Raw genomic sequence first — 21,885 nt, 5'->3', positions numbered from 1 at the left:
ACACGAGCCTGCCGCGCAGACTGCGTGGGGCGGACCTGGCGACCTGGAGAACTCGGAAATGGCAAGCGTAGCAGCAACCGGCGGGCATGACGTGCAACGAACCGCCTACTCCATCATTGTCGCTGCCAGTTTCTGCCACATGCTGAACGACATCATGCAGTCGCTGCTGACATCGCTCTACCCCCTTCTCAAGGCCAATTATGCGCTGGACTTCGTGCAAATCGGCTTGCTGACCTTCGCCTTCCAGGTGACGGCATCGCTGCTGCAGCCGGCCGTCGGCGTCGTCACCGATCGCTGGCCCATGCCGTTTTCGCTTCCTGCCGCCATGTTGTCGACCTGTGCCGGCCTGTTAACCCTCGCCTATGCGCATGAGTTCTACGTGCTGATCATCGGTGCGTGCCTGATCGGCATCGGCTCGGCGATCTTCCATCCCGAAGCCTCGCGCGTTGCGCGTCTCGCATCCGGCGGTCGGCATGGCTTTGCCCAGTCGCTGTTTCAGGTTGGCGGCAATACGGGCACGGCAATCGGACCTCTCTTGGCGGCCTTCATCGTCATCCCGCGCGGACAGACCAGCCTCAGCGCCTTTACCGTGATCGCACTCGTCGGCTTTGCGGTGCTGTCCTGGGTCAGCGTCTGGTATACGCGTCATCGCCGCAGCACGGCCGGCCGCGCGCCTGCCAGCCGCGCCCTGCCATTGCCACGCAACAAGGTCTTGATGACGCTTGTCGTCCTTGTCGTGCTGACGGCCACGAAAAACGCCTATCTGGCCAGCCTGTCGAGCTACTTCACCTTCTTCACCATCGAGAAGTTCGGCGTCTCCGTTCAGGATGCCCAGTTGCTGCTGTTCCTGTTCCTCGGCGCGTCGGCGGCCGGTGTCTTTCTCGGTGGTCCGATCGGCGACCGGTTCGGCGCGCGTATCGTGATCTGGTTCTCGATCCTCGGCGTCATCCCCTTCGCCTTGCTGCTGCCCTATGCCAACCTGTTCTGGACCTCGGTGCTGGTTGTGCTGATCGGCTTCATCTTCTCGTCCGCCTTCTCGGCCATCGTGGTCTTTGCCCAGGAACTGGTCCCCGGCCGTGTCGGCCTGATTGCCGGGATGTTCTTCGGTTTCGCCTTTGGTTTCGGCGGCATCGGGGCTGCCGTGCTCGGCGTCTTTGCCGATCGCGAGGGCATCGAATTCGTCTACCGGATCTGCTCCTACCTGCCGCTTCTGGGGCTGCTGACCATCCTGCTGCCGCGGCTGCCTGGCCACCGCTGATGGTCACGCTGGCCAGGCAGCCGCGGCTCTAGCATCCCGGCGAAATAGTGACGGAGGGACGCGCCCAGGCGCGTCCTTTCCAATTTGAAGGCGGATGTCCTCCGTGTGACGATTTCCATCCTTCCGCGGCCATGACAGGTTGCTGACAGCTTCATGTGGTGCATAGTGTTCACCATCATCCGTGGAGGCGGATGAGTGGAACGGTTCGGGAGGAACCCCTTTACACACGCACAGCCTTTGACAGCGATTGCTGCGTGTAGCCCCAGTCTCTCCCGATGAGTTTTAAACGCGTCAAAGACGCGACAACGGAGGACACCACCTTGAAGAAACTGTTTCTCGCATCGCTGATCGCCGGCGCCATGTCGCTGCCGGCGTTCGCTGCCGACTACACCATCATTGCACCGGCCAACCCGGGCGGCGGCTGGGACCAGACGGCCCGCTCCATCCAGACCGTCATGCAGCAGGAAGGCATTTCCGGCAACGTCCAGGTCCAGAACGTTCCTGGCGCCGGCGGCACGATCGGTCTTGCCCAGTTTGCCAGCCAGGCAGCCGGCAATCCGAATTCGCTGATCGTCGGCGGCTATGTCATGGTCGGCGCCATCCTGACCAACAAGTCGCCCGTCACCCTGAAGGACGTCACGCCGATCGCACGCCTGACCGGCGAATACGAAGCCATCGTCGTTCCGGCCTCTTCGCCCTTCCAGACCATGGGCGACCTGGTCGAAGCACTGAAGAAGGATCCGGGTTCGGTTTCCTGGGGCGGCGGTTCTGCCGGAGGCACGGACCACATCGCAGTCGGCCTGATTGCGAAAGCAGCCGGCGTTGATCCGACCAAGATCAACTACATCGCATTTTCCGGCGGCGGCGAAGCGCTTGCGGCCATTCTCGGCAGCCAGGTTTCGGCCGGCATTTCCGGTTACGGCGAATTCGAATCCCAGGTGAAGTCCGGCACCCTGCGCCTGCTCGCCATCTCCAGCGCCGAGCGCTTGGCGAATGTCGACGGTCCGACCCTGAAGGAATCCGGCCTCGACGTCGTGGTCGAAAACTGGCGCATGATTGCCGCAGCTCCAGGCCTGACGGAAGAACAGAAGGCAGCTGTCTCGGCCGACATCGAAAAGCTGGCCAAGTCGGCCGGCTGGCAGGAAACGCTGAAGACCAAGGGCTGGCAGGACACTTATCTGGCCGGCGCTGCCTTCGATGAACAGCTGGCCAAGGATGTTGCAGCGACGGAAGCCGTCCTGAAAGACATCGGATTGGTGAAATGAGCGGGAACAACCATCCCGAAACCTCGCCGCGCCGCCCCGATGGGGCGGCGCTTGGCGTGGCGGTCGTTCTCGCCGTGATCGCCGGCGTCATCCTTTGGGATGCAGCCCATCTGGCTGAGCTGACCGCCTATTCGCCGGTCGGACCGGCGACCGTTCCCTATGTCGTCGCCTTCGGCTTGCTCGGGCTTGCCGTCTGGACCGTCTTTGCCGCAATGCGTCGGGACTTTCCCGAACGGGAGCACCAGGAAATTGGTCCGGTCATCTGGATCATCGGCGGGTTGGCTGCGCAGATGCTGCTGCTCAAGACCGCTGGTTTCTCGATCGCCACGGGACTGCTGTTTGCCGCCACCGCCTATGCTTTCGGGCGGCGCAAGCTGTGGATTTCCATACCCGTCGGCATCGTACTGTCCTTTGTTGTCTGGCTGATTTTCGCCCGGCTGCTGCAGCTCTCGCTGCCGGCTGGACCGATCGAACGCCTGTTTATCTGAGGGTCGACTGCCATGAGCACCTTTGAATTCCTCCTGCAGGGACTGGTGATCGCGTTTCAGCCGATCAACCTGTTCTATGCCCTGATCGGCGTGACGCTCGGCACCGCGGTCGGCGTGCTTCCGGGCATCGGCCCTGCCCTGACCGTCGCGCTGCTGCTGCCGGTAACCTACAAGCTCGATCCGGCCGGCTCGCTGATCATGTTCGCCGGCATCTATTACGGCGGCATGTATGGCGGTTCGACAACCTCGATCCTCCTCAACACGCCCGGCGAAAGCGCCTCGATCGTGACGGCACTCGAGGGCAACAAGATGGCGCGCGCGGGGCGCGGGGGACCCGCGCTGGCGACAGCGGCCATAGGCTCTTTCGTCGCCGGCCTGATCGCCACCATCGGCCTCGCCTTCATCGCCCCCTATATCGTCAAGCTGGCACTTGTCTTCGGACCGCGCGAATATTTCGCGCTGATGGTACTCGCCTTCATCACCGTCTCGTCAGCCTTCGGCGACAGCACCTTGCGCGGTCTCACCTCGCTGTTCATCGGCTTTGCGCTGGCGATGATCGGCATCGACCAGTTGACCGGCCAAACGCGCCTCAGCTTCGGCGTTCCCGACCTTCTCGACGGCATCGAGGTGACGACACTGGCCGTGGCGATGTTTGCCATCGGCGAGACGCTGTTCATCGCAGCCCAGGGCAACCGCGGGCCGGAAACGATCGAGGCCGTCAAGGGCTCGCTCTGGATGACCAAGAAAGACTGGGCGCGCTCGTGGAAGCCGTGGCTTCGTGGCACCTTTATCGGCTTCCCGATCGGCGCGATGCCGGCCGGCGGCGCCGAGATCGGGACGTTCCTGTCCTATGCGGCCGAAAAGCGCCTGACCAAGCATCCGGAAGAGTTCGGCAACGGCGCCATTGAAGGTGTGGCCGGTCCCGAGGCCGCCAACAACGCATCGGCTGCCGGCACGCTGGTTCCGCTGCTGACGCTTGGCCTGCCGACCACGGCCACGGCCGCGATCATGCTCGCCGGCTTCCAGCAGTATGGCCTGCAGCCCGGCCCTCTGCTCTTCGTTACCAACCCTCAGCTGGTCTGGGGTCTGATCGCCAGCCTACTGATCGCCAACTTCATGCTGCTGGTGCTCAACCTGCCGCTGATCGGCCTCTGGGTTCGCCTGCTGACGATCCCCAAGCCCTGGCTCTATGCCGGCATCCTGCTGTTTGCCACGCTCGGCACGATCGGCGCCAACCCTTCGGTGTTCGAACTTGGCATGCTGCTGGCCTTCGGCGTCATGGGATATGTGATGCGTGTATTCGGCTATCCGATCGCGCCCGTCGTGGTCGGCCTTATCCTCGGTCCGTTGGCCGAGCAGCAATTGCGCCGGGCTCTCGCGATCAGCCAGGGAGACTGGACCGTGTTGCTCACCTCGCCGATTGCCGCCGTCCTGCTTGCGATTGCCGCCGCGGCCCTGATCGTACCGCTTGTGCTGCGCGCACGCGGACGCGGCCAGGTTCTGGCACAGCTGGCAGCGAACGAAGACTAAGCTGAAACCCATGCAAAATATTGACGACGAGAAGGCCGGACGCAAGTTCGGCCTTCTTCTTTTGCATAGCTGTCCTGATCTATTGTGCATTGCAAAACAGAGGGCGGAGGACCACTTTATGCCTGTCTAATGAACCAGAAAGAAAGTTACTCCCATGTCTATCCGCAATAGCAAGCATTCGAATTTCTTCGGTCGCGCTTTTGCCATCCTCGGCGCTGCTTCTGCCGCTGCCGCTGCCGTTGAAGGCCACCGTCGCCCGCATGACCGCGATCTGCGCACGCTCGGCATTGAGCCCGGCAATTTTCCCGGCACCTCGAAGCTCTAAGACCGACTGCGCCTGATCGCAGGCTTTCAAATGATGAAAACAGAGATGCCAAAAAATCGTTTGGCATCTGGGCGGGCGGCGGACGCCGCCTGACGCCAAAGGCCTCAATGGCCGATTGTCCGGATCGCATCCGGTGCTGCGGGTCTATTTCCGCGCGCACAAGCCTTTTCTCCCTGAACCAGTCCTGAACGAGTAATGCGGACCGCTCTGTGGTCCACATGGCATGATCAACGCGCGAGCGCGGATCTCACCAACCATGGTCATGCTCCTTGGGTCGCGCGCCTTGCCGGGGGCGCTCACTTCTTCTAGCTTCGTCGCAAATGACCGAAACAGACAGGGAGACACCCGTGGTGAAACTGGTTGGAATATCCGGCAGCCTTCGTCGAGGTTCGTTCAACACTGCGCTCCTGAATGCGGCGATTGCCAATCAGGGCGACGGCTACAGCCTGGTTGCGGGCAGCATTCGCGGCATTCCGCTCTATGACGGCGATCTGGAAGCCTCGGACGGTATTCCCGCAGCGGTCGAAGACTTGAAGACCCTGATCGCAGCGGCCGACGGTGTCATTCTGTTTACCCCGGAATACAACAACTCGATCCCCGGCGTGTTCAAGAATGCGATCGACTGGCTGTCGCGCCCCTCGACAGACATCGCCAAAGTGTTCGGCGGCAGGCCCTTCGCCATTGCCGGCGCCTCACCCGGCAATTTCGGCACCCAGCTCAGCCAGAATGCCTGGCTCACCGTGCTGCACACGCTCGGCGCGCGGACCTTTTCCGATAAACGCCTGATGGTGCCCAAGGCGGGCAGTGTGTTTGATGGAGACAGCCAGCTGATCGACGCGGCGATCGCCAAGCGGCTGTCGGATTTTGTCGCGGCATTTGCAGCCTTTGCTGGCGCCAACGCCTCCTCGAACTAGCAAGCGGCTGTGCGCCGCGCCACGGATCAGGCGCTGCGGCTGGCGATCAGGTCGATGATGAAGAAGACACCATGCCCGACGAGAACGGTGGACGGCATGGCATCGCCGAACAGCAGGCTCTCGCCGGTGCCAAGCGTCGCCGATCCGGCGCCCTCGCCGAGTCTGACCTGCCCCCTCAGACAGAAAACAATGACGGTATTTTCTCTGGCGGGCATCGCCACGCTGCCGTCGAGCAGAAGCCTTTCGACGCCGTGATCGAACCGGCCGCGCCGGGTCATGACATTGAGATCGGTGATCGCGCCATCGAGCAATGTCGCGCTGACCTGTTCGTCTGCCGGAAAAGCGTAGGGCGTGCTGTCGACCGTCAAGTCCTGCTTGGTGCCATCCGCACGGTGCAGTGTGAGCCCGTCGCCCGACAGAACCGACAGCGTGCGCTCGATGCCCGGAAACAGTGAGAACGGACCATCGCTTGCAACGGTCGCCATGCTGATCCGCCAGTCGAAATCGCCGATGCCGGCATCCGGCGGAAAAACGGCGATCTCGATCGTTTCACCCAGGCCGTTTTTCCATGGCATGCGGCGATAGTCGGACGGTTTCAGCAGGACAGGTGACGACGGCATTGCGATCCCTCTTAAACGGAACTGGCGCCGCAGTCGCGGCGCCACAATATGTTCAGTTGCCGAGAATGCCCGGCAGGCGCAGGCCCTTTTCCTTGGCACAATCAAGGGCGATCTCGTAGCCCGCGTCGGCATGGCGCATGACGCCGGTCGCCGGGTCGTTCCACAGAACGCGCTCTAGCCGCTTGGCGGCATCGTCGGAGCCGTCAGCGCAGATCACCACGCCTGAATGCTGGGAAAAGCCCATGCCGACACCGCCGCCGTGATGCAGCGACACCCAGGTGGCGCCCGAGGCGGTATTGAGCAGCGCGTTCAACAGCGGCCAGTCGGAGACGGCGTCCGAGCCGTCCTTCATCGCTTCGGTCTCGCGGTTGGGCGAGGCAACGGAGCCACTGTCCAGATGGTCGCGGCCGATGACAACAGGTGCGCTCAGCTCACCATTCTTGACCATCTCGTTGAAGGCCAGCGCCAGGCGATGGCGATCGCCGAGACCAACCCAGCAGATGCGCGCCGGCAGTCCCTGGAAGGCAATGCGCTCACGCGCCATGTCCAGCCAGTTGTGCAGATGCGTGTTGCCGGGTGTCAGTTCCTTCACCTTGGCATCGGTCTTGTAGATATCCTCCGGATCGCCGGACAGTGCCGCCCAGCGGAACGGGCCGATGCCACGGCAAAACAGCGGGCGGATATAGGCCGGCACGAAGCCCGGGAAAGCAAAGGCGTTTTCGAGGCCCTCTTCCTTGGCGACCTGGCGGATATTGTTGCCATAGTCGAGCGTCGGCACGCCAGCGTCCCAGAAGGCGACCATGGCTTCGACATGCAGCTTCATCGAGGCGCGGGCGGCAACTTCGACGGCCTTCGGATCGCTCTCGCGCTTGGCCTTGTGTTCGGCAACCGTCCAGCCGATCGGCAGGTAGCCGTTGAGCGGATCATGGGCAGAGGTCTGGTCGGTCACGATGTCGGGGCGCGGGCCGCCGGCCTGCATGCGCTTGACCAGTTCCGGGAAGATCTCTGCGGCATTGCCGAGCAGGCCAACGGACTTGGCTTCACCGGCCTTGGTCCACCGGTCGATCATCGCCAGCGCTTCGTCGAGCGTCTTTGCCTTTTCATCGACGTAACGGGTGCGCAGGCGGAAATCGATGCGGGTCTCGTCGCTTTCGACGGCGAGGCAGCAGGCGCCGGCCATGACGGCGGCGAGCGGCTGGGCGCCGCCCATGCCTCCGAGGCCACCGGTCAGGATCCATTTGCCCTTGAGGTTGCCGCCATAGTGCTGGCGACCGGCCTCGACGAAGGTTTCGTAGGTGCCCTGAACGATGCCCTGGGTGCCGATATAGATCCACGAACCGGCGGTCATCTGGCCGTACATGGCGAGACCCTTCTTATCCAGTTCGTTGAAATGGTCCCAGGTCGCCCAATGCGGCACGAGGTTGGAATTGGCGATCAGAACGCGGGGTGCATCCTTGTGGGTGCGGAACACGCCGACCGGCTTGCCGGACTGCACGATCAACGTTTCCTCCTCGGTCAGTGTCTTCAGCGTCGCGACGATGCGGTCGAAATCCTCCCAGGTGCGGGCGGCACGGCCGATGCCGCCATAGACCACCAGTTCATGCGGATTTTCCGCAACGTCAGGATCGAGGTTGTTCATCAGCATGCGCAGCGGCGCTTCGGTCATCCAGCTCTTGGCGTTGAGCTCGGTTCCGCGCGGCGAGCGCACGTCGCGGATGTTGTGGCGTGGGTTGGTCATCTCAGTTCCCCTTGGTCTTCAGTTGATCCGCAACGGCTTCGATGCGTGCCAGGATCTGGTTCAGGTGAATGCGCAGCTGCCCGGCCTTCTCGTCGTCATAGGCAAAGGGCGGCTCTTCGGTGGTCAGATGCGAAATCTGCGACAGTTCCATCTGGATGGCGTGAACGCCATTCTGTGGCTGTCCGTAGTGACGGGTGGTCCAGCCGCCCTTGAAACGGCCATTGACGATCGCCGTATAACCTTCGGCGGCGCGCGCCACATCGGCTGCGGCGGCCTCGATGCGCGGATCGCAGGTGCGGCCCATATCGGTGCCGATGTTGAAATCCGGCAGGCGGCCTTCAAACAGGAAGGGGATCAGCGAGCGGATCGAGTGGCAGTCGTAGAGAACAGCCACGCCATGGATCGCCTTCACCCGTTCGATCTCGGCCAGAATGGCTGCGTGATAAGGCGCATGAAAGGTCTTCAACCGATCGGCGATATCGGATTCCGACGGCTCTTCGCCTTCGGCCCAGATCGGCGCCCCATCGAAATCCGTCTCCGGCACCAAGCCGGTTGTGTTCTGGCCCGGATACAGGCTCGTTCCTGCCGGGTCACGATTGGCGTCGATGACATAACGATGGAAGGTGGCGCGCACCGTCGTCACATTGGGCAGGAGGCCTGCATAAAGCTGGTGGATATGCCAGTCGGTATCGGCGAGCAACCGGCCGTTGTCGTTGAGGCGCGCCCAGATTTCGGACGGGACTTCGGTGCCGGTATGTGGGAATGCGAGAATGATGGGCGAGGTGCCCTGAGTGGTTTCGAACGTCATTGGACCCAACCTCCGATGCGTCCGACAACACCCCCCTCTGTCCTGCCGGACATCTCCCCCACAAGGAGGGAGATCGGATGGGGCGCCAGCTCAGTTCTATCGCTGAAATTAGCTGAGAGAGGGAGAAGATCGTTGCCGCAAGCGTCCAGATTTATGGAAAGCAGCGGGATGTACAGCGAGTCGATCTCCCCCCGTGTGGGGGAGATGTCCGGCAGGACAGAGGGGGGTAAACCAAACACACCCATGCTCACCCCTCCAATCCCGGCAACAAGCCATCCGAAACGCTGGCAACCAGCGAGCCATTCGCCACCAGGGCGCTGGCTGCGGCCAGATCCGGCGCCATGAAGCGATCCTCATCCAGCGTAGCGACAACGGTGCGCAAGGTGGAAATTGCCTTCTGCAACTCGGGGCTGGTGGTCAAGGGTGCGCGGAAATCCACACCCTGTGCCGCCGTCAGCGCCTCGATGCCGATGATCGAAAACAGGTTTTCCGTCATCTGCAACAGGCGGCGAGCGCCATGGCAGGCCATCGAGACATGATCTTCCTGATTGGCCGATGTCGGGGTGGAATCCACCGAGGCCGGATGCGACATCTGTTTGTTTTCGCTCATGAGAGCCGCAGACGTGACTTCCGCGATCATCAGGCCGGAATTCAGCCCCGGCTTGCGGGCAAGAAACGCCGGCAGGCCATAGGAAAGCGCCGGATCAACCAGAAGCGCGATGCGGCGCTGGGCAATGGCGCCAATCTCGCAGACGGCAATGGCGATCTGGTCAGCAGCAAAGGCCACAGGTTCGGCGTGGAAATTACCGCCGGACACGACGCTGTCGTCGGAGAGTACAAGCGGATTGTCGGTGACGGCATTGGCTTCGATCTCAAGCGTGCGGCCGGCCATGCGCAGCAAGTCGAGGCATGCGCCGTCGACCTGCGGCTGGCAGCGAATGCAATAGGGATCCTGCACACGCTCGTCGCCCTGCAAATGGCTTTCGCGGATGACAGACCCGGCCAGCAGGCCGCGCAGCGAGGCTGCCGTGTCGATCTGGCCCTTATGTCCACGCAGCGTGTGGATGTCGGCGGTGAACGGCGCGGATGAGCCCATGGCCGCGTCGGTGGAGAGCGCACCGGTGATCAGGGCCGCCTGGGCCGCACGATGGGCGCGGAACAGGCCGGCCAGAGCCAGCGCCGTCGAGGCCTGCGTGCCGTTGATCAGCGCCAGTCCTTCCTTGGCGGCCAGCACGACCGGCTCCAGGCCCGCACGCTCCAGTGCCACGCCACCCGGCAGGCGTTCACCCTGATAAAAGGCTTCCGCCTCGCCCATCATCACGGCGGCCATATGCGCCAGCGGTGCCAGATCGCCCGACGCCCCGACTGAGCCCTTTTCCGGGATCAGCGGCGTGACGCCCTTGTCCAGCATGCCCTCGATCAGGCGCACCAGGTCGAGCCGGACACCGGAGGCGCCACGGCCGAGCGATACGAGCTTGAGCGCCATGATCAGGCGGACAATGTTGTCAGGCATCGGCTGGCCGACGCCGCAGCAATGCGACAGGATCAGATTGCGCTGCAGTGTCGCGGTGTCGGCCGCATCGATCCGGATCGAGGCGAGTTTGCCGAAACCGGTATTGATGCCATAGACCGCCTCGTTGCCAGCAGCGATGGCGGCGATGCGCGCGGCTGCGTGCTCGATGCCCGCGTCGAAGCTGCGGTCGAGCACGACGGTCTCGCCGTTCCAATAGATCTCTGCAAGTTCTGCGAGCGAAACGCGGCCGGGATGCAGTGTAATGGTCATGGGTGGTTTCCTCCCGTAATGTCCCCGTTCCAGATCCGCCGATGCAGCGGATTGAAACCGATGCGATAGACCAGCTCGGCCGGGCTCTCGATGTTCCAGATGGCGAGATCGGCCTGCTTGCCGGTCTCGATCGTGCCGATCGTATCCAGCCGTCCGAGCGCACGGGCGGCCTCGCGTGTCACGCCCGCCAGGCATTCCTCCACCGTCAGGTGAAACAGCGTCGCGCCCATGTTCATCGTCAAAAGCAGCGAAGTGAGCGGCGAGGTACCGGGATTGCAATCGGTGGCGAGCGCCATCTTCGTCGCATGCTTGCGGAAAAGATCGACCGGCGGCTTCTTCGTTTCGCGAATGAAGTAATAGGCGCCCGGCAGGAGAACGGCGACAGTACCGGCCTCCGTCATGGCCGCGGCCCCCTCGTCATCGGTATACTCGAGATGGTCGGCCGACAGCGCGCCATAACCTGCGGCAAGCGCTGCCCCATGCAGATTGGACAACTGGTCGGCATGCAGCTTGACCGGCAGGCCCAGCGCCTTGGCCGCATCGAAGACCACGCGCATTTCATCCGGCGAGAAGGCAATCCCCTCGCAAAAGCCGTCGACGGCATCCACAAGTCCTTCGGCATGGGCAGCGGCAAGTCCCGGCAGCACGACATCACGAATGAAGTCGCCGTTGCGGCCCTTGTAGTCCACCGGCGTCGCATGGGCGCCGAGATAGGTGGTCGTCAGGTTCACCGGACGTTGGTTGCCCACAGACCGCGCCGCCCGCAGCATCTTCAATTCATCCTCGACCGTCAGGCCATAGCCGGACTTTACCTCGACGGTTGTCACCCCTTCGGCGATCAGCGCATCGAGGCGCGGCAGCGTCTCGGCAACCAGATCGGCCTCGCTGGCATCCCGCACTTGTCGTACCGATGAGACGATGCCGCCACCGGCGCGGGCGATTTCCTCGTAGGAAGCGCCGGCAAGCCGCATCTCGAACTCGCGGGCCCGATTGCCGGCATGGACAAGATGCGTGTGGCAGTCGATCAGGCCAGGCGTGATCCAACGCCCCTCGCAATCCACTTCAGAGATAATGACGCCTGCCGGTGCGTCGGCCTCACGACCGACATAGGCAATACGCCCGTCTTCGATCAGGATGGCACCGTCCTCGATGGTGCCGAGGCCCGGCAGGTCGGGCGCCAGTGTTGCCAGTCTTGCATTGCGCAGCAGCGTTTTCATCGTGCTTCTCCGTCCATCGGTGCCGACTGGATACCGATCATCGTGCGAACCTTGGCGACTTCGGCGTTGAGCGGCCGGTCGTCGCGGTAGAAGGGCACGTTCTGGCGGACCCGCTGATAAAGCGCTGCAGTCCGAGACGCCTTGCCCGCCGAACCCGACTGCAGGTCGTAGGCCTGGCCCGCTGCCATGACTTCGATGGCAAGGACCGTCTGCAGGTTTTCGAGGATCGCCTGCGCCTTGTCGGCCGCCGGCGTCGCATGGGTCAGGATATCCTCCTGCAGTGCCGAGGTAATGCCGCCATCGAGGCTGGCAGGAGCGGCAAGACGCCGGTTCTCCGCAACCAGCGCGGCAGCGGTATACTGGATGATCATGAAACCGGAGGCGACGCCGCTCCCGGCTGCCAGAAATGCCGGCAGGCCGCTGACCAACGGATTGACCAGCCGGTCGATCCGGCGCTCAGAAATCGCTGCGAGCTCTGCTGCGGCCGTGGCGAGGCTGTCCAGCGCGAGGCCAAGTGCAGCCCCCACGGCATGGGCCTGCGAATGCACTTCCGGTGCCTCCGGCGAACCGGCAACGACCGGATTGTCGGTGACGCTGGCAAGTTCGCGATCGACGACCTCTGCGACATGCACGAGGGCATCGCGTACGGCACCATGGATCTGCGGTACGGCGCGCAGGCTCAAGGGATCCTGCGTGCGGCTACCGGCCGATTGCGCCAGAAGCGCGCTACCCGCAAGCCAGTGGCGCAGATTGCGGCCGACCTGCTGCAGGCCGGGCGACTGGCGAAGGGCAAGCGGCATTTCGGCAAAAGGATCGGACTGGGCGCCTAGGTTTTCATAGGTCATCGCCGCTGCGGCATCGGCCCAGTCTGCGAGATGCGACAGGCGCGCGACAGCAAGGGCACCGAGACCGGTGGCGCAGGGCGTGCCATTGACGAGGCTCAAGCCCTCCTTGGCCTGCAAGACCAGGGGCGCAAGTCCGAGACGGTTGAGCGCGATGCTCCCGGCAATCGTTTCGCCGGCATGGCGGCATTCGCCTTCACCGATCAGCACCAGGCCAATGGCGGCGGCATGCGTCAGATAGCCAACCGAGCCCTTGGATGGGATCACCGGTAGCATATCGCCGTTGAGGAGCGCCAGAAGCGTCTCGACCACAGGCCTGCTGACGCCGGAATAGCCGTGGGCGAAATTGGCGATCTGCGCTGCCATCACGGCGCGCGTCTCCACCTTGCCAAGCGGCTCACCGACGCCGCAGGCATGGCTGAGAATGATGTTGCGCGACAGGGTCTGCTGATCCGCGCGGCTGATGATCACGTCACAGAGTGCGCCGACGCCGGTATTGATGCCATAGCCGCGGATCTCACGCTCGACCAGCGCATCGACGATGGCCCGCGCCTTTGCGATCCGCGTCCATGCGGCTTCGGAAAGCGCAAGCTCCGCGCCTTTAGCAACCACCGCAATCTCTTTCCAGCTCAGCGGTGCATCAAGAACGATCCGTTCAGCCATGATGCGCCGCCTCCGCGCCGGCACGGCGCTGGACAAAGCGGGCGACATAGTCGTCCGCCGGCGTGTTGAGGATCTGGCTCGGCGTGCCGACCTGGACCAGGCGGCCGTCCTTGAGGATTGCGATCTCGGCCCCGATACGCAGCGCCTCATCGAGATCGTGGGTGATGAAGACGATCGTCTTCGACAGGTTCTTTTCCAGCTGCAGCAACTGGTCCTGCATGTCGCTGCGGATCAGCGGATCGAGCGCCGAAAAGGCCTCGTCCATCAGGATCACATCAGTGTCGGCCGCCAGCGCACGTGCCAGACCGACACGCTGCTTCATGCCGCCGGAGAGCTGATGCGGATACTTGTTCTCGTAGCCGAGCAGTCCGACCGTCTCGATCCATTTCATCCCGATCGGATAGGCCTCGGCCTTGCTCAGCCCGCGCACCCGCTGGCCATAGACAACGTTCTGCATCACGGTCCGATGCGGCATCAGGCCAAAGCTCTGGAATACCATGCTGACCCGGCGGGTGCGGAATTCGCGCAGGTCCTTTGCATTGAGGTCCAGCACGTTCCCGCCATCGACCAGGATCTGGCCACTGGTCGGCTCTATCAGTCGGTTGATATGGCGGACCAGCGTGGATTTGCCCGATCCGGACAGGCCCATGATGACGAAGATCCGCGATGCGCCGATCTTCAGGCTGATGTCGTTCAGACCGACGCTGCACCCGGTGCGCTCGAGAATTTCACCCTTCTCGGCTCCGCCGCGCGCCATGACCAACGCTTCCTGCGAATTGCGGCCGAAGATCTTGAAGACGTTGCGGATTTCAATCTCAGCCATTCTGGCCATCCTCCTGGCTCGAGCGGCCGAAGCCCTGGGTGATACGATCGAGCACGATGGCAAGGATGACGATGCCGAGACCGGCCTCAAGCCCCTTGCCGACGTCGAGCGTCTGGATGCCGTTCAAGACCTGCTCGCCGAGACCACGGGCGCCGATCATCGAGGCGACCACGACCATGGAAAGCGCCATCATGATCGTCTGGTTGAGGCCGGCCATGATCGTTGGCGTGGCCAGTGGAAGCTCGACCCCGAACAGGATCTGACGCGGGCTGCCGCCAAAAGCGGTTGCCGCCTCGACAACCTCGCTGTCGACCTGGCGAATGCCGAGATCGGTCAGGCGGATCAGCGGCGGGACGGCATAGACGATCGTGGCCAGAACCGCCGGCACCTTGCCGAGGCCGAACAGCATGATCGCGGGAATAAGATAGACGAAGCTTGGCATTGTCTGCATGACATCGAGAACTGGCAGCGTGATGCTGCGCATCAGGCGGCTCTTGGCCAGCCAGATGCCGACCGGCACACCGATCGCAACCGAAATCAGCGTCGCCATCAGCATCAGCGCCAGCGTCTGCATGGCGAGGTCCCAGAGGCCGAGCGCACCAATGGCAAAGAGCAGGACCGCGACGGTAGCGACCAGCAGGGGCTTGCGCGTCGCCTGCCATGTCAGTGCCATGAAGGCGATAATCATCAGCCACCATGGTAGGCCGCGCACGATCCATTCGATGAACAGAATGGCCTGCAGAATGGTCTGCGAAATGGCCTTGAAGACAAAGCCGTAATTGACCACCAGCGCCTGAACCGCGTCGTTGATCGGTCCGCGGATGGAGATATGCAAGCTTTCGGGAAACATGGCTCAAGTCCTTGAAGTGGCAAACCCGCCCTCGCCGCGCCGAAACTCTCGGCACTGACACGCATGAATGTGGCCGCGCGCCTGAACGCGCGGCCTGATGCGGCTTATTTCAGCGAGGCCTCGATCTTGGCCTTGGCATCGGCGGACACCCATGCGCCCCAGACGTCGCCCTTGGTCTTCAGGAACTCGTTTGCGGCAGCCACAGCATCAGCCTTCTGGTCGACCATGTAGGCGAGGCTGGCATTGACATCGTCCAGCGGGAAGGTTGCCTTGCCGAGAATTTCGATGATCTCCGGCGCTTCCTTGGCAAACGTGCTGTTGACCCCATAGGCGACCTCGACCGCCGGGAAGGCGCAGCCGGCTTCACGCTTGCCGGTGGCGCTTGTGAGTTCCTTCCAGCAAGCCTCATCGTAGGCCGGCTCTTCGAGCTGGACCAGCTTAAACTTGCCCATCACGGCCGTCGGGCTCCAGTAGTAGAAGAGCACCGGCTCGCCCTGCAGATAGGCCGAGCTGATCGCCGCATCCAACGCCGTGCCTGTGCCGGGACGGAAATTCACATAGGTGTCCGTCAGCTTGTAGGCCTCGAGCTTGGCAGTGTTGACGCCTTCGCAGGTCCAGCCGGACGGGCAATTGAGGAAGCGGCCCTTGGACGGCTCTTCCGGATCCTTGAACAGTTCGACGAACTTGGGATCGGAAAGCTGCGAAACGCTCTTCAGGTCCGGAGCTGCGGCCTTGATGCCGCGGGCTTCGTCGCCCTTGACGAGATATTCGGGCACGAACCAGCCTTCGGCTGCGCCGACGAAGGTCTTGCCGACCGACGTCACCTGACCGGCGGCTGCGGCATTGTTCCAGACGTCGGAACGGCCGATCCATTCCTCGGCAAAGATCTGCACGTCATTGTTGGCGGTTGCCTGCTCCAGGGTCACCGAATTGCCGGGGATCGAATCCACCTTGCAATCATAACCTTTCGACAGGATCGTCTTCATCACTTCCGTGATCAGGGCGCCGCTTTCCCAGTCGATGCCGGCAAAGGTGACGGTCTTGCCGTCGGCGCAATAGGATGCCGCATTGGCGCTCATGGCGGAACCGCCAAGCATCAAGGCGGTGGCAAGCAGTGTATATTTCAGTTTGGTCTTCAGCATGGAATTCCCCTTTTTAATTTGCTGACGAATGAAATTCGGCTCCAAGACTAAGCGAGCCGCAGAAGCACCTCGCGGAAATCGCGATCAATCGTTTCCTCGTTGTGATGTCGACCGTCGCGAACCACCCACCGGCCGCCCACCATCACATCGCGCACGGCGTCATTGCCGGTGGCAAACAGCCAGCGATCCAGAGCCTGATCGCCAGATGCCGTGCCGATGAACGGATTGTCGCCGTTGAGAACCACAAGATCGGCGCGGGCACCGACGCGGATGCCGCTGGTCCGCATTCCGGCGGCCTGTGCGCCACCGCTCAAGGCAGCATCGAACAGGGTTCGGCCGACGGATGCACCTGGGCCGCTGGCCAGACGGTTGCGGCGGCGGTCGCGCAGCCTTTGGCCATATTCGAGCAGGCGCAGTTCTTCGGCAACCGTCGTTGCAACATGGCTGTCGGTACCGATACCGAACGCTCCGCCATGGCCGACATAATCGGTTGCCGGGAAGATTCCGTCGCCGAGATTGGCCTCAGTCGCCGGGCAAAGGCCAGCAACTGCACCGGAACGCGCCAGCCGCGCCGTTTCATCCGGTGTCATATGCGTGGCATGAATGGCGCACCAGCGCTCGTCCACCGGCATTTCATCCAGCAGGTACTCAACCGGCCGACGGCCACTCCAGGCCAGGCAGTCCTCGACTTCCCGTTCCTGTTCGGCGACATGAATATGGATCGGGCCACCGGTCTTTTCGGCCGAAAGGACCGCGCGCATTTCATCAGGCGTGGCCGCCCGCAGCGAATGAATGGCCAAGCCAAGGGTGGCGCCCGCGGCATCGCATTCAGGCTTCAGCGCATCGAGCAGGCTCAGAAACTGGTCAACATCATGAATGAAGGGTCGCTGCCCCTCTCCCGGCTCCATTCCGCCGAAACCAGCATGCGCGTAGAAGACCGGCAGATGGGTCAGGCCGATGCCGGATGCTTGAGCCGCACGCAGGATCCGCAACGATGTCTCGGCCACGTTTGCGTAGCGACGCCCCCCGGCCGCATGATGGAAATAGTGGAACTCGACGATCCTGCCGAAACCACCTTTCAGTAGTTCACTATACAACTTAGTCGCAACAATCTCGACATCATCCGGCGACATTTGCCCGACGAGCCGATACATCGCGTCGCGCCAGGTCCAGAAACTGTCGTCAGTAGACCCGGCCAGCTCGGCGAGACCGGCCATAGCCCGTTGAAATGCGTGAGAATGCAGGTTTTGCAGGGCCGGAACAACCGGACCACTGACGCTCTCCAGATCAGAAGCAGCGTCGGAAGCCGCCTCGATCGCTACAACGCTTCCATCGTCGCCAATGCTCAACACGACGTCAGATACCCAGCCCTGCGGCAGCAATATCTGTTTACAGAAGAGAGAACGAGACGCCGTCATTTGCGTGCCCTTAGCAAGTTGTATAGGGAAGATGGCAGAGTTTTTCGAATGCGGCAAGTGGCCCGCAAAAACTTTGTGCTTTATTTCCGATGCGTATTTTGTATGCACATGACGGAACGACGGGGAGAACCGAGCATGGCCGAAGGCGACCGGACGATCGAGGCTGCGGGCCAATCAGGCGACCAGCCTGGGACCGCGCGCGACATTCCGCTCTACGAACGCCTGAAGGCGGATATCAAGAAGCGGATAGAAACCGGTGAATGGCCACCCCATCATCGCGTTCCGTCTGAAAACGAGATTGCCGACACCCTGAATGTCAGCAGGATGACGGCCAATCGTGCCTTGCGGGAACTGGCGAGCGAAGGCGTAATCGTACGGGTGCAAGGCCGCGGATCCTTCGTCGCCACCAAGAAGCGCAGCGCACCTTTCATGGGTGTTCGCAACATTGCCGACGAGATCACCGAGCGCGGCGCGATCCATACGGCAGAGGTCATCCTTGCCCAGACCGAAGTCTGCGGCCACGAGCTTGCCGAGGCGATGAACATAGAGGTCGGACTATCGGCATTTCACTCGGTCATCCTGCATCACGAGGACGAGGTGCCGATCCAGCTTGAGGATCGTTTCGTCAATCCGGCCGTCGCGCCTGACTATCTCGGCCAGGATTTCCGGGCGACAACGCCCAATGCCTACCTCACCCGTATCGCGCCGATCTCGCATACCGAACAGTTCGTCGAGGCGGTGCTGCCGCAGCCGTGGGAATGCAAACATCTGTCGATCGCGCGCTCTGAGCCCTGCCTGTTGATCCGGCGGCGCACATGGTCGGCCGATCGGATCGTCACATCCGTCCGCCTTCTCTATCCCGGCAGCCGCTACCGGCTGGAAAGCAGTTCCTGAGCGGATGCGAACGGGCATCGCCCGGTAGGCCCGCCATCAGGCAGAGACGGAGCACGCCTTGCCGCGGACACTGTTCGGCTCGCGCCCGACGGCCTGGAGTTCCTTGGCGAGCCAGTCGACGAAGACTCGCACCTTGTTGCTCAGATGCCGGGTCTGCGGATAGACGACATAAAGCGGCAGCGGATCTCGCCGCCATTCGGTCAGGACGGGCACAAGTTCTCCCTTTTCCACCGCGCTTTTGACCATGAATTCCGGAACCTGAACCACGCCCATACCGGATATCGCAGCATTCAGGTATGAGCGGCTGTCATTGATCGAGACAATGTAATTGGGCGAAATCTCGAGCACCTCGCCGTCCCGGTCAAAGTCCATCGGCATGACGCGACCTGACTGGGCGTTCAGGTAACCGACGCAGAAATGCTCGGATTCAAGCTCTCTCGGATGTTGCGGCATACCGAACTTCTCGACGTAGAACGGTGCCGCATAGGTGTGCGTCTCCAGCTCTCCGACCTTGCGCGCCACCAGCGACTGGTCGGTCGGCGTGCCGGCCCTGAGCGCACAGTCAACATTCTCGGCGATGTAATCGACAAGACGGTCGCCGACGCCGATATCCAGACGGATATCGGGATATCGCATGTAGAAATCGCAGATTGCCGGCATGACGACGAGATCGGCGAAAACGCCCGCCATTTCAACGCGAAGACGTCCGGATGGCTGGGTCTGGGCGCTGGAAAAACTGCCGTCAAGCTCCTCGAGTTCACCAAGCAGCTGCGTCGCGCGCTCGTAGTAGAGCGCACCTTCCGTCGTCACCATCACCCGCCTCGTGGTGCGGTTCAGCAGGCGGGTCCGCAAATGCCCCTCAAGGCTCTGTATGAGATTGGTCACCGAGGTCTTCGGCATGCTGAGACTACTTGCCGCCCGGGTAAAATTGCCCGTCTCGACTACCCTGACGAAAACGCGCATCGCCGATAGCTGGTCCAAATGAGCCTCCTTGTGCGCCGCACCATTATTCCTAATTTTGGAATAGTATAATCACAATTCGCTGACTTGTGCAGTTTATTCGGGACAATCATATTTATTCCCAGACAAGCGTCGGCTTCGTCGTCCATTTATGGAGAGCCGCCATGGGTATTTCAATGACAGCGCAATGGGAAAACATCGCCTCGAACAGGCCATCGGCATCGCCATTGAGCGTGCGTGTTTACCAGGGTGAGGATCTGCCGAAAGCACCGCCGCTCGTGCTTTACCTGCGCGGTGGCGCGTTTCTCGGCTCCGAGCCCGGGGCCGATGAGCGGCCGGTGGCACGGGCGCTGGCGGATACCGGCGCGGTGGTGGTCGAGGCTGACTACAGCAGCCCGTCGCACAATGCCTTTCCAGAGGCGTTGGAACTGGCATTCAGCGCGTTGAGCTGTCTCAACAGCCGGCGCAAGACCTACGGAAGCGCGAAATCGCTGCTTCTGGTGGTGGGCGAAGAGGCAGGAGGCAATGTCGCTGCGGGGGTTGCGCTCAAGGCGCGCGATCTCATCCCGGGCGAATTGAGCGGGCAGATCCTGTTGTCGCCGATGATCGACCCGCGGATGGCGACGGTGTCGTTTCGCGAGGCCGACCGGATCGGCATGCGGCAGCGCTGGTCGGACGGCTGGGGCCGCTATCTTTCGATGGTGGGCAATTTTGCCCATCCCTATGCGGCCCTTTGCCAATGCACCCGGCTCTCCGGTCTGGCGCCGGCTTTGGTGCTGACGGCCGACAACGATCCGCTTCGTGACGAGGCAATGGCTTACGCGACCCGGCTGAAAAAAGCGGGCGTGCCGGTCACACAACACAGTTTCCCGGCCTCCTCCGGATGGACGGGCATCTACAGCGACGAAAGTGGCGATTGGCTGAATCCCCTTTGTAGCCAATTCAAAAGTTTCGTCGAAAACTTAAAACATTGAAATGAGCATTTAGACCAGAACCACCGGCTCGGTTTCGAGCCAAGGAGACCAAGATGACATCGAAGAAGCTACGCTGGGCCCTGTGGGGCGCCGGCATGAGTGTTGCTGCGTCCGTAACAGGTGCGGCGTTCTACTTCACCCCGCCGACCGCCGCCAATGCCGCGTCCACGGAAGCAACTGCTGCGGCCCCTGCCGTGCCGGTCACCGTGACCGCCGTCGAGCCGCGCAAGGTGACCATCTGGCAGGAGTTCTCCGGCCGGCTCGAAGCCGTCGACCGCGTTGAACTCCGGTCGCGGGTGGCCGGTGCCGTGCAGTCCGTTCACTTTCGCGAAGGCAGCATGGTCAAGGCCGGCGACCGCCTGATCACGATCGATCCAGCACCCTATGCCGCTCTGGTTTCCCAGGCCGAGGGCCAGGTTGCATCGGCCCAGGCACGCGTCGATCTGGCGCTGACCGAGCTTGAGCGTGGCAAGACCCTGTCGTCGCGCAACACCATTTCGCAGAGCGATCTGGCGCAGCGTGAAAGCACGCACAAGGAGGCACTGGCAGCCCTTCAGTCGGCCAATGCACAGCTGACCTCCGCACAACTCAATCTGGACTATACCGACATCCGCGCGCCGATCAGCGGCCGCGTCGGCAAGCTGGAAATCACACCCGGCAACCTGGTCGCCGAAGGCTCCGCCTCCACGCCTCTGACGACCCTTGTGTCGTCCGACCCGATCTATGCCAGCTTCGATGCGGGCGAAGAACTCGTCAGCCGGGCGCTGGCAAGCTTGCCGGTGGAAAACGGTCTTCCGGCCATCGAGCGGATCCCGGTTGAGATCGGCACGCTTGCCGATGACGGCACCCCAATCCACGGCAAGCTGCAGTTGATCGACAACGAGGTCAATGCCGCAAGCGGCACGATCCGCGTGCGGGCCGTCTTCGACAATCCCGATGGCAGGATGATCCCTGGCCAGTTTGTCCGTGTGCGCATGGGTCAGCCGGAAAGCGACAACCAGCTTCTCATCAGCGAAAAGGCCATCGGCACGGATCAGGACAAGAAATTCGTCTTCGTCGTCGATGCGAACAACACCGTTGCCTACCGGCAGGTCGTGCTTGGCCTCTCGGTCGATGGCATGCGGATTGTCGAAAAGGGGCTGACCGCCGGTGACCGCATTGTCGTCAACGGCCTGCAGCGCATCCGCCCCGGTGTCGTCGTCGATCCGCAGGCCGAAGCCAAGGTCGCCAACAACTGATTTCGCCCGGCAGCCCCGGCAGCCGGTCCATTCTGATCCACCGCCATGGCCGCCTGCAGCTATCCAGCTGCAGGACGGGCTGTTTTTCGCCTCTTGTTCATCCCCAGAGAGAGGGTTTTGACATGAATATCTCCA

20 protein-coding genes are annotated in these 21,885 nt (G+C 62.4%); 9 read left to right on the top strand and 11 right to left on the bottom strand.

The genetic code is table 11. The features are described from left to right. The first annotated feature begins 58 nt into the window (after positions 1 to 58). The 6 genes from PDO_RS13170 to PDO_RS13150 all read left to right on the top strand — a co-directional run bounded on the left by PDO_RS13170 (position 59) and on the right by PDO_RS13150 (position 5,780). On the top strand, positions 59 to 1,258 hold the full coding sequence (locus tag PDO_RS13170; protein ID WP_007602361.1) for an MFS transporter: 1,200 nt from the start codon (positions 59 to 61) through the stop codon (positions 1,256 to 1,258). Positions 1,259 to 1,578: 320 nt separating this feature from the next. Beyond that, positions 1,579 to 2,523: a Bug family tripartite tricarboxylate transporter substrate binding protein gene (locus PDO_RS13165; RefSeq protein WP_007602360.1), complete on the top strand. Its 945-nt coding sequence runs from the start codon at positions 1,579 to 1,581 to the stop codon at positions 2,521 to 2,523. Next, positions 2,520 to 3,011, top strand: a complete 492-nt coding sequence (locus PDO_RS13160; protein ID WP_007602358.1) for a tripartite tricarboxylate transporter TctB family protein — start codon at positions 2,520 to 2,522, stop codon at positions 3,009 to 3,011. The genes PDO_RS13165 and PDO_RS13160 overlap by 4 nt, the downstream gene beginning before the upstream one ends. A gap of 12 nt (positions 3,012 to 3,023) precedes the next feature. Further along, positions 3,024 to 4,541 carry a tripartite tricarboxylate transporter permease gene (locus tag PDO_RS13155; RefSeq protein ID WP_007602356.1) on the top strand — a complete coding sequence of 506 codons (1,518 nt, stop codon included), beginning with the start codon at positions 3,024 to 3,026 and terminating at the stop codon, positions 4,539 to 4,541. Between the two features lie 154 nt (positions 4,542 to 4,695). Then, positions 4,696 to 4,866, top strand: coding sequence for a hypothetical protein (locus PDO_RS28635; RefSeq protein ID WP_085995804.1), 171 nt, complete (start codon positions 4,696 to 4,698; stop codon positions 4,864 to 4,866). Positions 4,867 to 5,213: 347 nt separating this feature from the next. Then, on the top strand, positions 5,214 to 5,780 hold the full coding sequence (locus PDO_RS13150) for an NADPH-dependent FMN reductase (RefSeq protein ID WP_007602354.1): 567 nt from the start codon (positions 5,214 to 5,216) through the stop codon (positions 5,778 to 5,780). A 26-nt stretch (positions 5,781 to 5,806) separates the two neighbouring features. Here PDO_RS13150 and PDO_RS13145 read toward each other — a convergent pair whose 3' ends face one another. The 10 genes from PDO_RS13145 to hutF all read right to left on the bottom strand — a co-directional run bounded on the left by PDO_RS13145 (position 5,807) and on the right by hutF (position 17,684). After that, positions 5,807 to 6,400, bottom strand: a complete 594-nt coding sequence (locus tag PDO_RS13145) for a HutD/Ves family protein (RefSeq protein ID WP_007602352.1) — start codon at positions 6,398 to 6,400, stop codon at positions 5,807 to 5,809. Between the two features lie 52 nt (positions 6,401 to 6,452). Beyond that, a complete protein-coding gene (hutU, locus tag PDO_RS13140) occupies positions 6,453 to 8,138 on the bottom strand; it encodes a urocanate hydratase (protein ID WP_007602350.1) in 1,686 nt (561 codons plus the stop codon). Position 8,139: 1 nt separating this feature from the next. After that, a complete protein-coding gene (gene hutG, locus PDO_RS13135) occupies positions 8,140 to 8,946 on the bottom strand; it encodes an N-formylglutamate deformylase (protein ID WP_007602347.1) in 807 nt (268 codons plus the stop codon). Positions 8,947 to 9,193: 247 nt separating this feature from the next. After that, positions 9,194 to 10,729: a histidine ammonia-lyase gene (hutH, locus tag PDO_RS13125; protein WP_007602344.1), complete on the bottom strand. Its 1,536-nt coding sequence runs from the start codon at positions 10,727 to 10,729 to the stop codon at positions 9,194 to 9,196. Further along, entirely contained in the window at positions 10,726 to 11,946 is a 1,221-nt protein-coding gene (hutI, locus tag PDO_RS13120; RefSeq protein WP_007602343.1) for an imidazolonepropionase, read from the bottom strand. Before hutI ends, hutH begins: the two co-directional genes overlap by 4 nt. Then, positions 11,943 to 13,451: an HAL/PAL/TAL family ammonia-lyase gene (locus PDO_RS13115; protein ID WP_007602342.1), complete on the bottom strand. Its 1,509-nt coding sequence runs from the start codon at positions 13,449 to 13,451 to the stop codon at positions 11,943 to 11,945. Before PDO_RS13115 ends, hutI begins: the two co-directional genes overlap by 4 nt. Continuing rightward, positions 13,444 to 14,274, bottom strand: a complete 831-nt coding sequence (locus PDO_RS13110; RefSeq protein WP_007602340.1) for a quaternary amine ABC transporter ATP-binding protein — start codon at positions 14,272 to 14,274, stop codon at positions 13,444 to 13,446. The genes PDO_RS13115 and PDO_RS13110 overlap by 8 nt, the downstream gene beginning before the upstream one ends. After that, entirely contained in the window at positions 14,267 to 15,124 is an 858-nt protein-coding gene (locus PDO_RS13105; protein WP_007602338.1) for an ABC transporter permease, read from the bottom strand. The genes PDO_RS13110 and PDO_RS13105 overlap by 8 nt, the downstream gene beginning before the upstream one ends. Positions 15,125 to 15,228: 104 nt before the next feature. Continuing rightward, positions 15,229 to 16,266 (bottom strand): ABC transporter substrate-binding protein, encoded by a 1,038-nt coding sequence (locus tag PDO_RS13100; protein ID WP_007602336.1) that lies wholly within the window; start codon positions 16,264 to 16,266, stop codon positions 15,229 to 15,231. A 47-nt stretch (positions 16,267 to 16,313) separates the two neighbouring features. Next, positions 16,314 to 17,684 carry a formimidoylglutamate deiminase gene (gene hutF / locus PDO_RS13095; protein WP_007602334.1) on the bottom strand — a complete coding sequence of 457 codons (1,371 nt, stop codon included), beginning with the start codon at positions 17,682 to 17,684 and terminating at the stop codon, positions 16,314 to 16,316. 135 nt (positions 17,685 to 17,819) lie between these two features. Between hutF and hutC the strand changes: the two genes are divergently transcribed. After that, positions 17,820 to 18,578, top strand: a complete 759-nt coding sequence (hutC, locus tag PDO_RS13090) for a histidine utilization repressor (RefSeq protein ID WP_007602332.1) — start codon at positions 17,820 to 17,822, stop codon at positions 18,576 to 18,578. Between the two features lie 36 nt (positions 18,579 to 18,614). On the opposite strand, the gene PDO_RS13085 is transcribed toward hutC, so the two are convergent. Continuing rightward, positions 18,615 to 19,559 carry a LysR family transcriptional regulator gene (locus PDO_RS13085; RefSeq protein WP_007602330.1) on the bottom strand — a complete coding sequence of 315 codons (945 nt, stop codon included), beginning with the start codon at positions 19,557 to 19,559 and terminating at the stop codon, positions 18,615 to 18,617. Between the two features lie 155 nt (positions 19,560 to 19,714). Between PDO_RS13085 and PDO_RS13080 the strand changes: the two genes are divergently transcribed. Both PDO_RS13080 and PDO_RS13075 read left to right on the top strand, forming a co-directional pair. Continuing rightward, entirely contained in the window at positions 19,715 to 20,512 is a 798-nt protein-coding gene (locus PDO_RS13080) for an alpha/beta hydrolase fold domain-containing protein (RefSeq protein WP_037073960.1), read from the top strand. A gap of 53 nt (positions 20,513 to 20,565) precedes the next feature. Continuing rightward, on the top strand, positions 20,566 to 21,750 hold the full coding sequence (locus tag PDO_RS13075) for an efflux RND transporter periplasmic adaptor subunit (RefSeq protein ID WP_007602328.1): 1,185 nt from the start codon (positions 20,566 to 20,568) through the stop codon (positions 21,748 to 21,750). Positions 21,751 to 21,885: the final 135 nt, after the last annotated feature.

The organism is Rhizobium sp. PDO1-076 (assembly GCF_000247475.1).
In the GTDB taxonomy this organism is placed as follows: Bacteria; Pseudomonadota; Alphaproteobacteria; order Rhizobiales; family Rhizobiaceae; genus Allorhizobium.
Note: the sequence above shows the minus strand (reverse complement) of the source record. Positions and strands in the feature narration are given on the sequence as shown.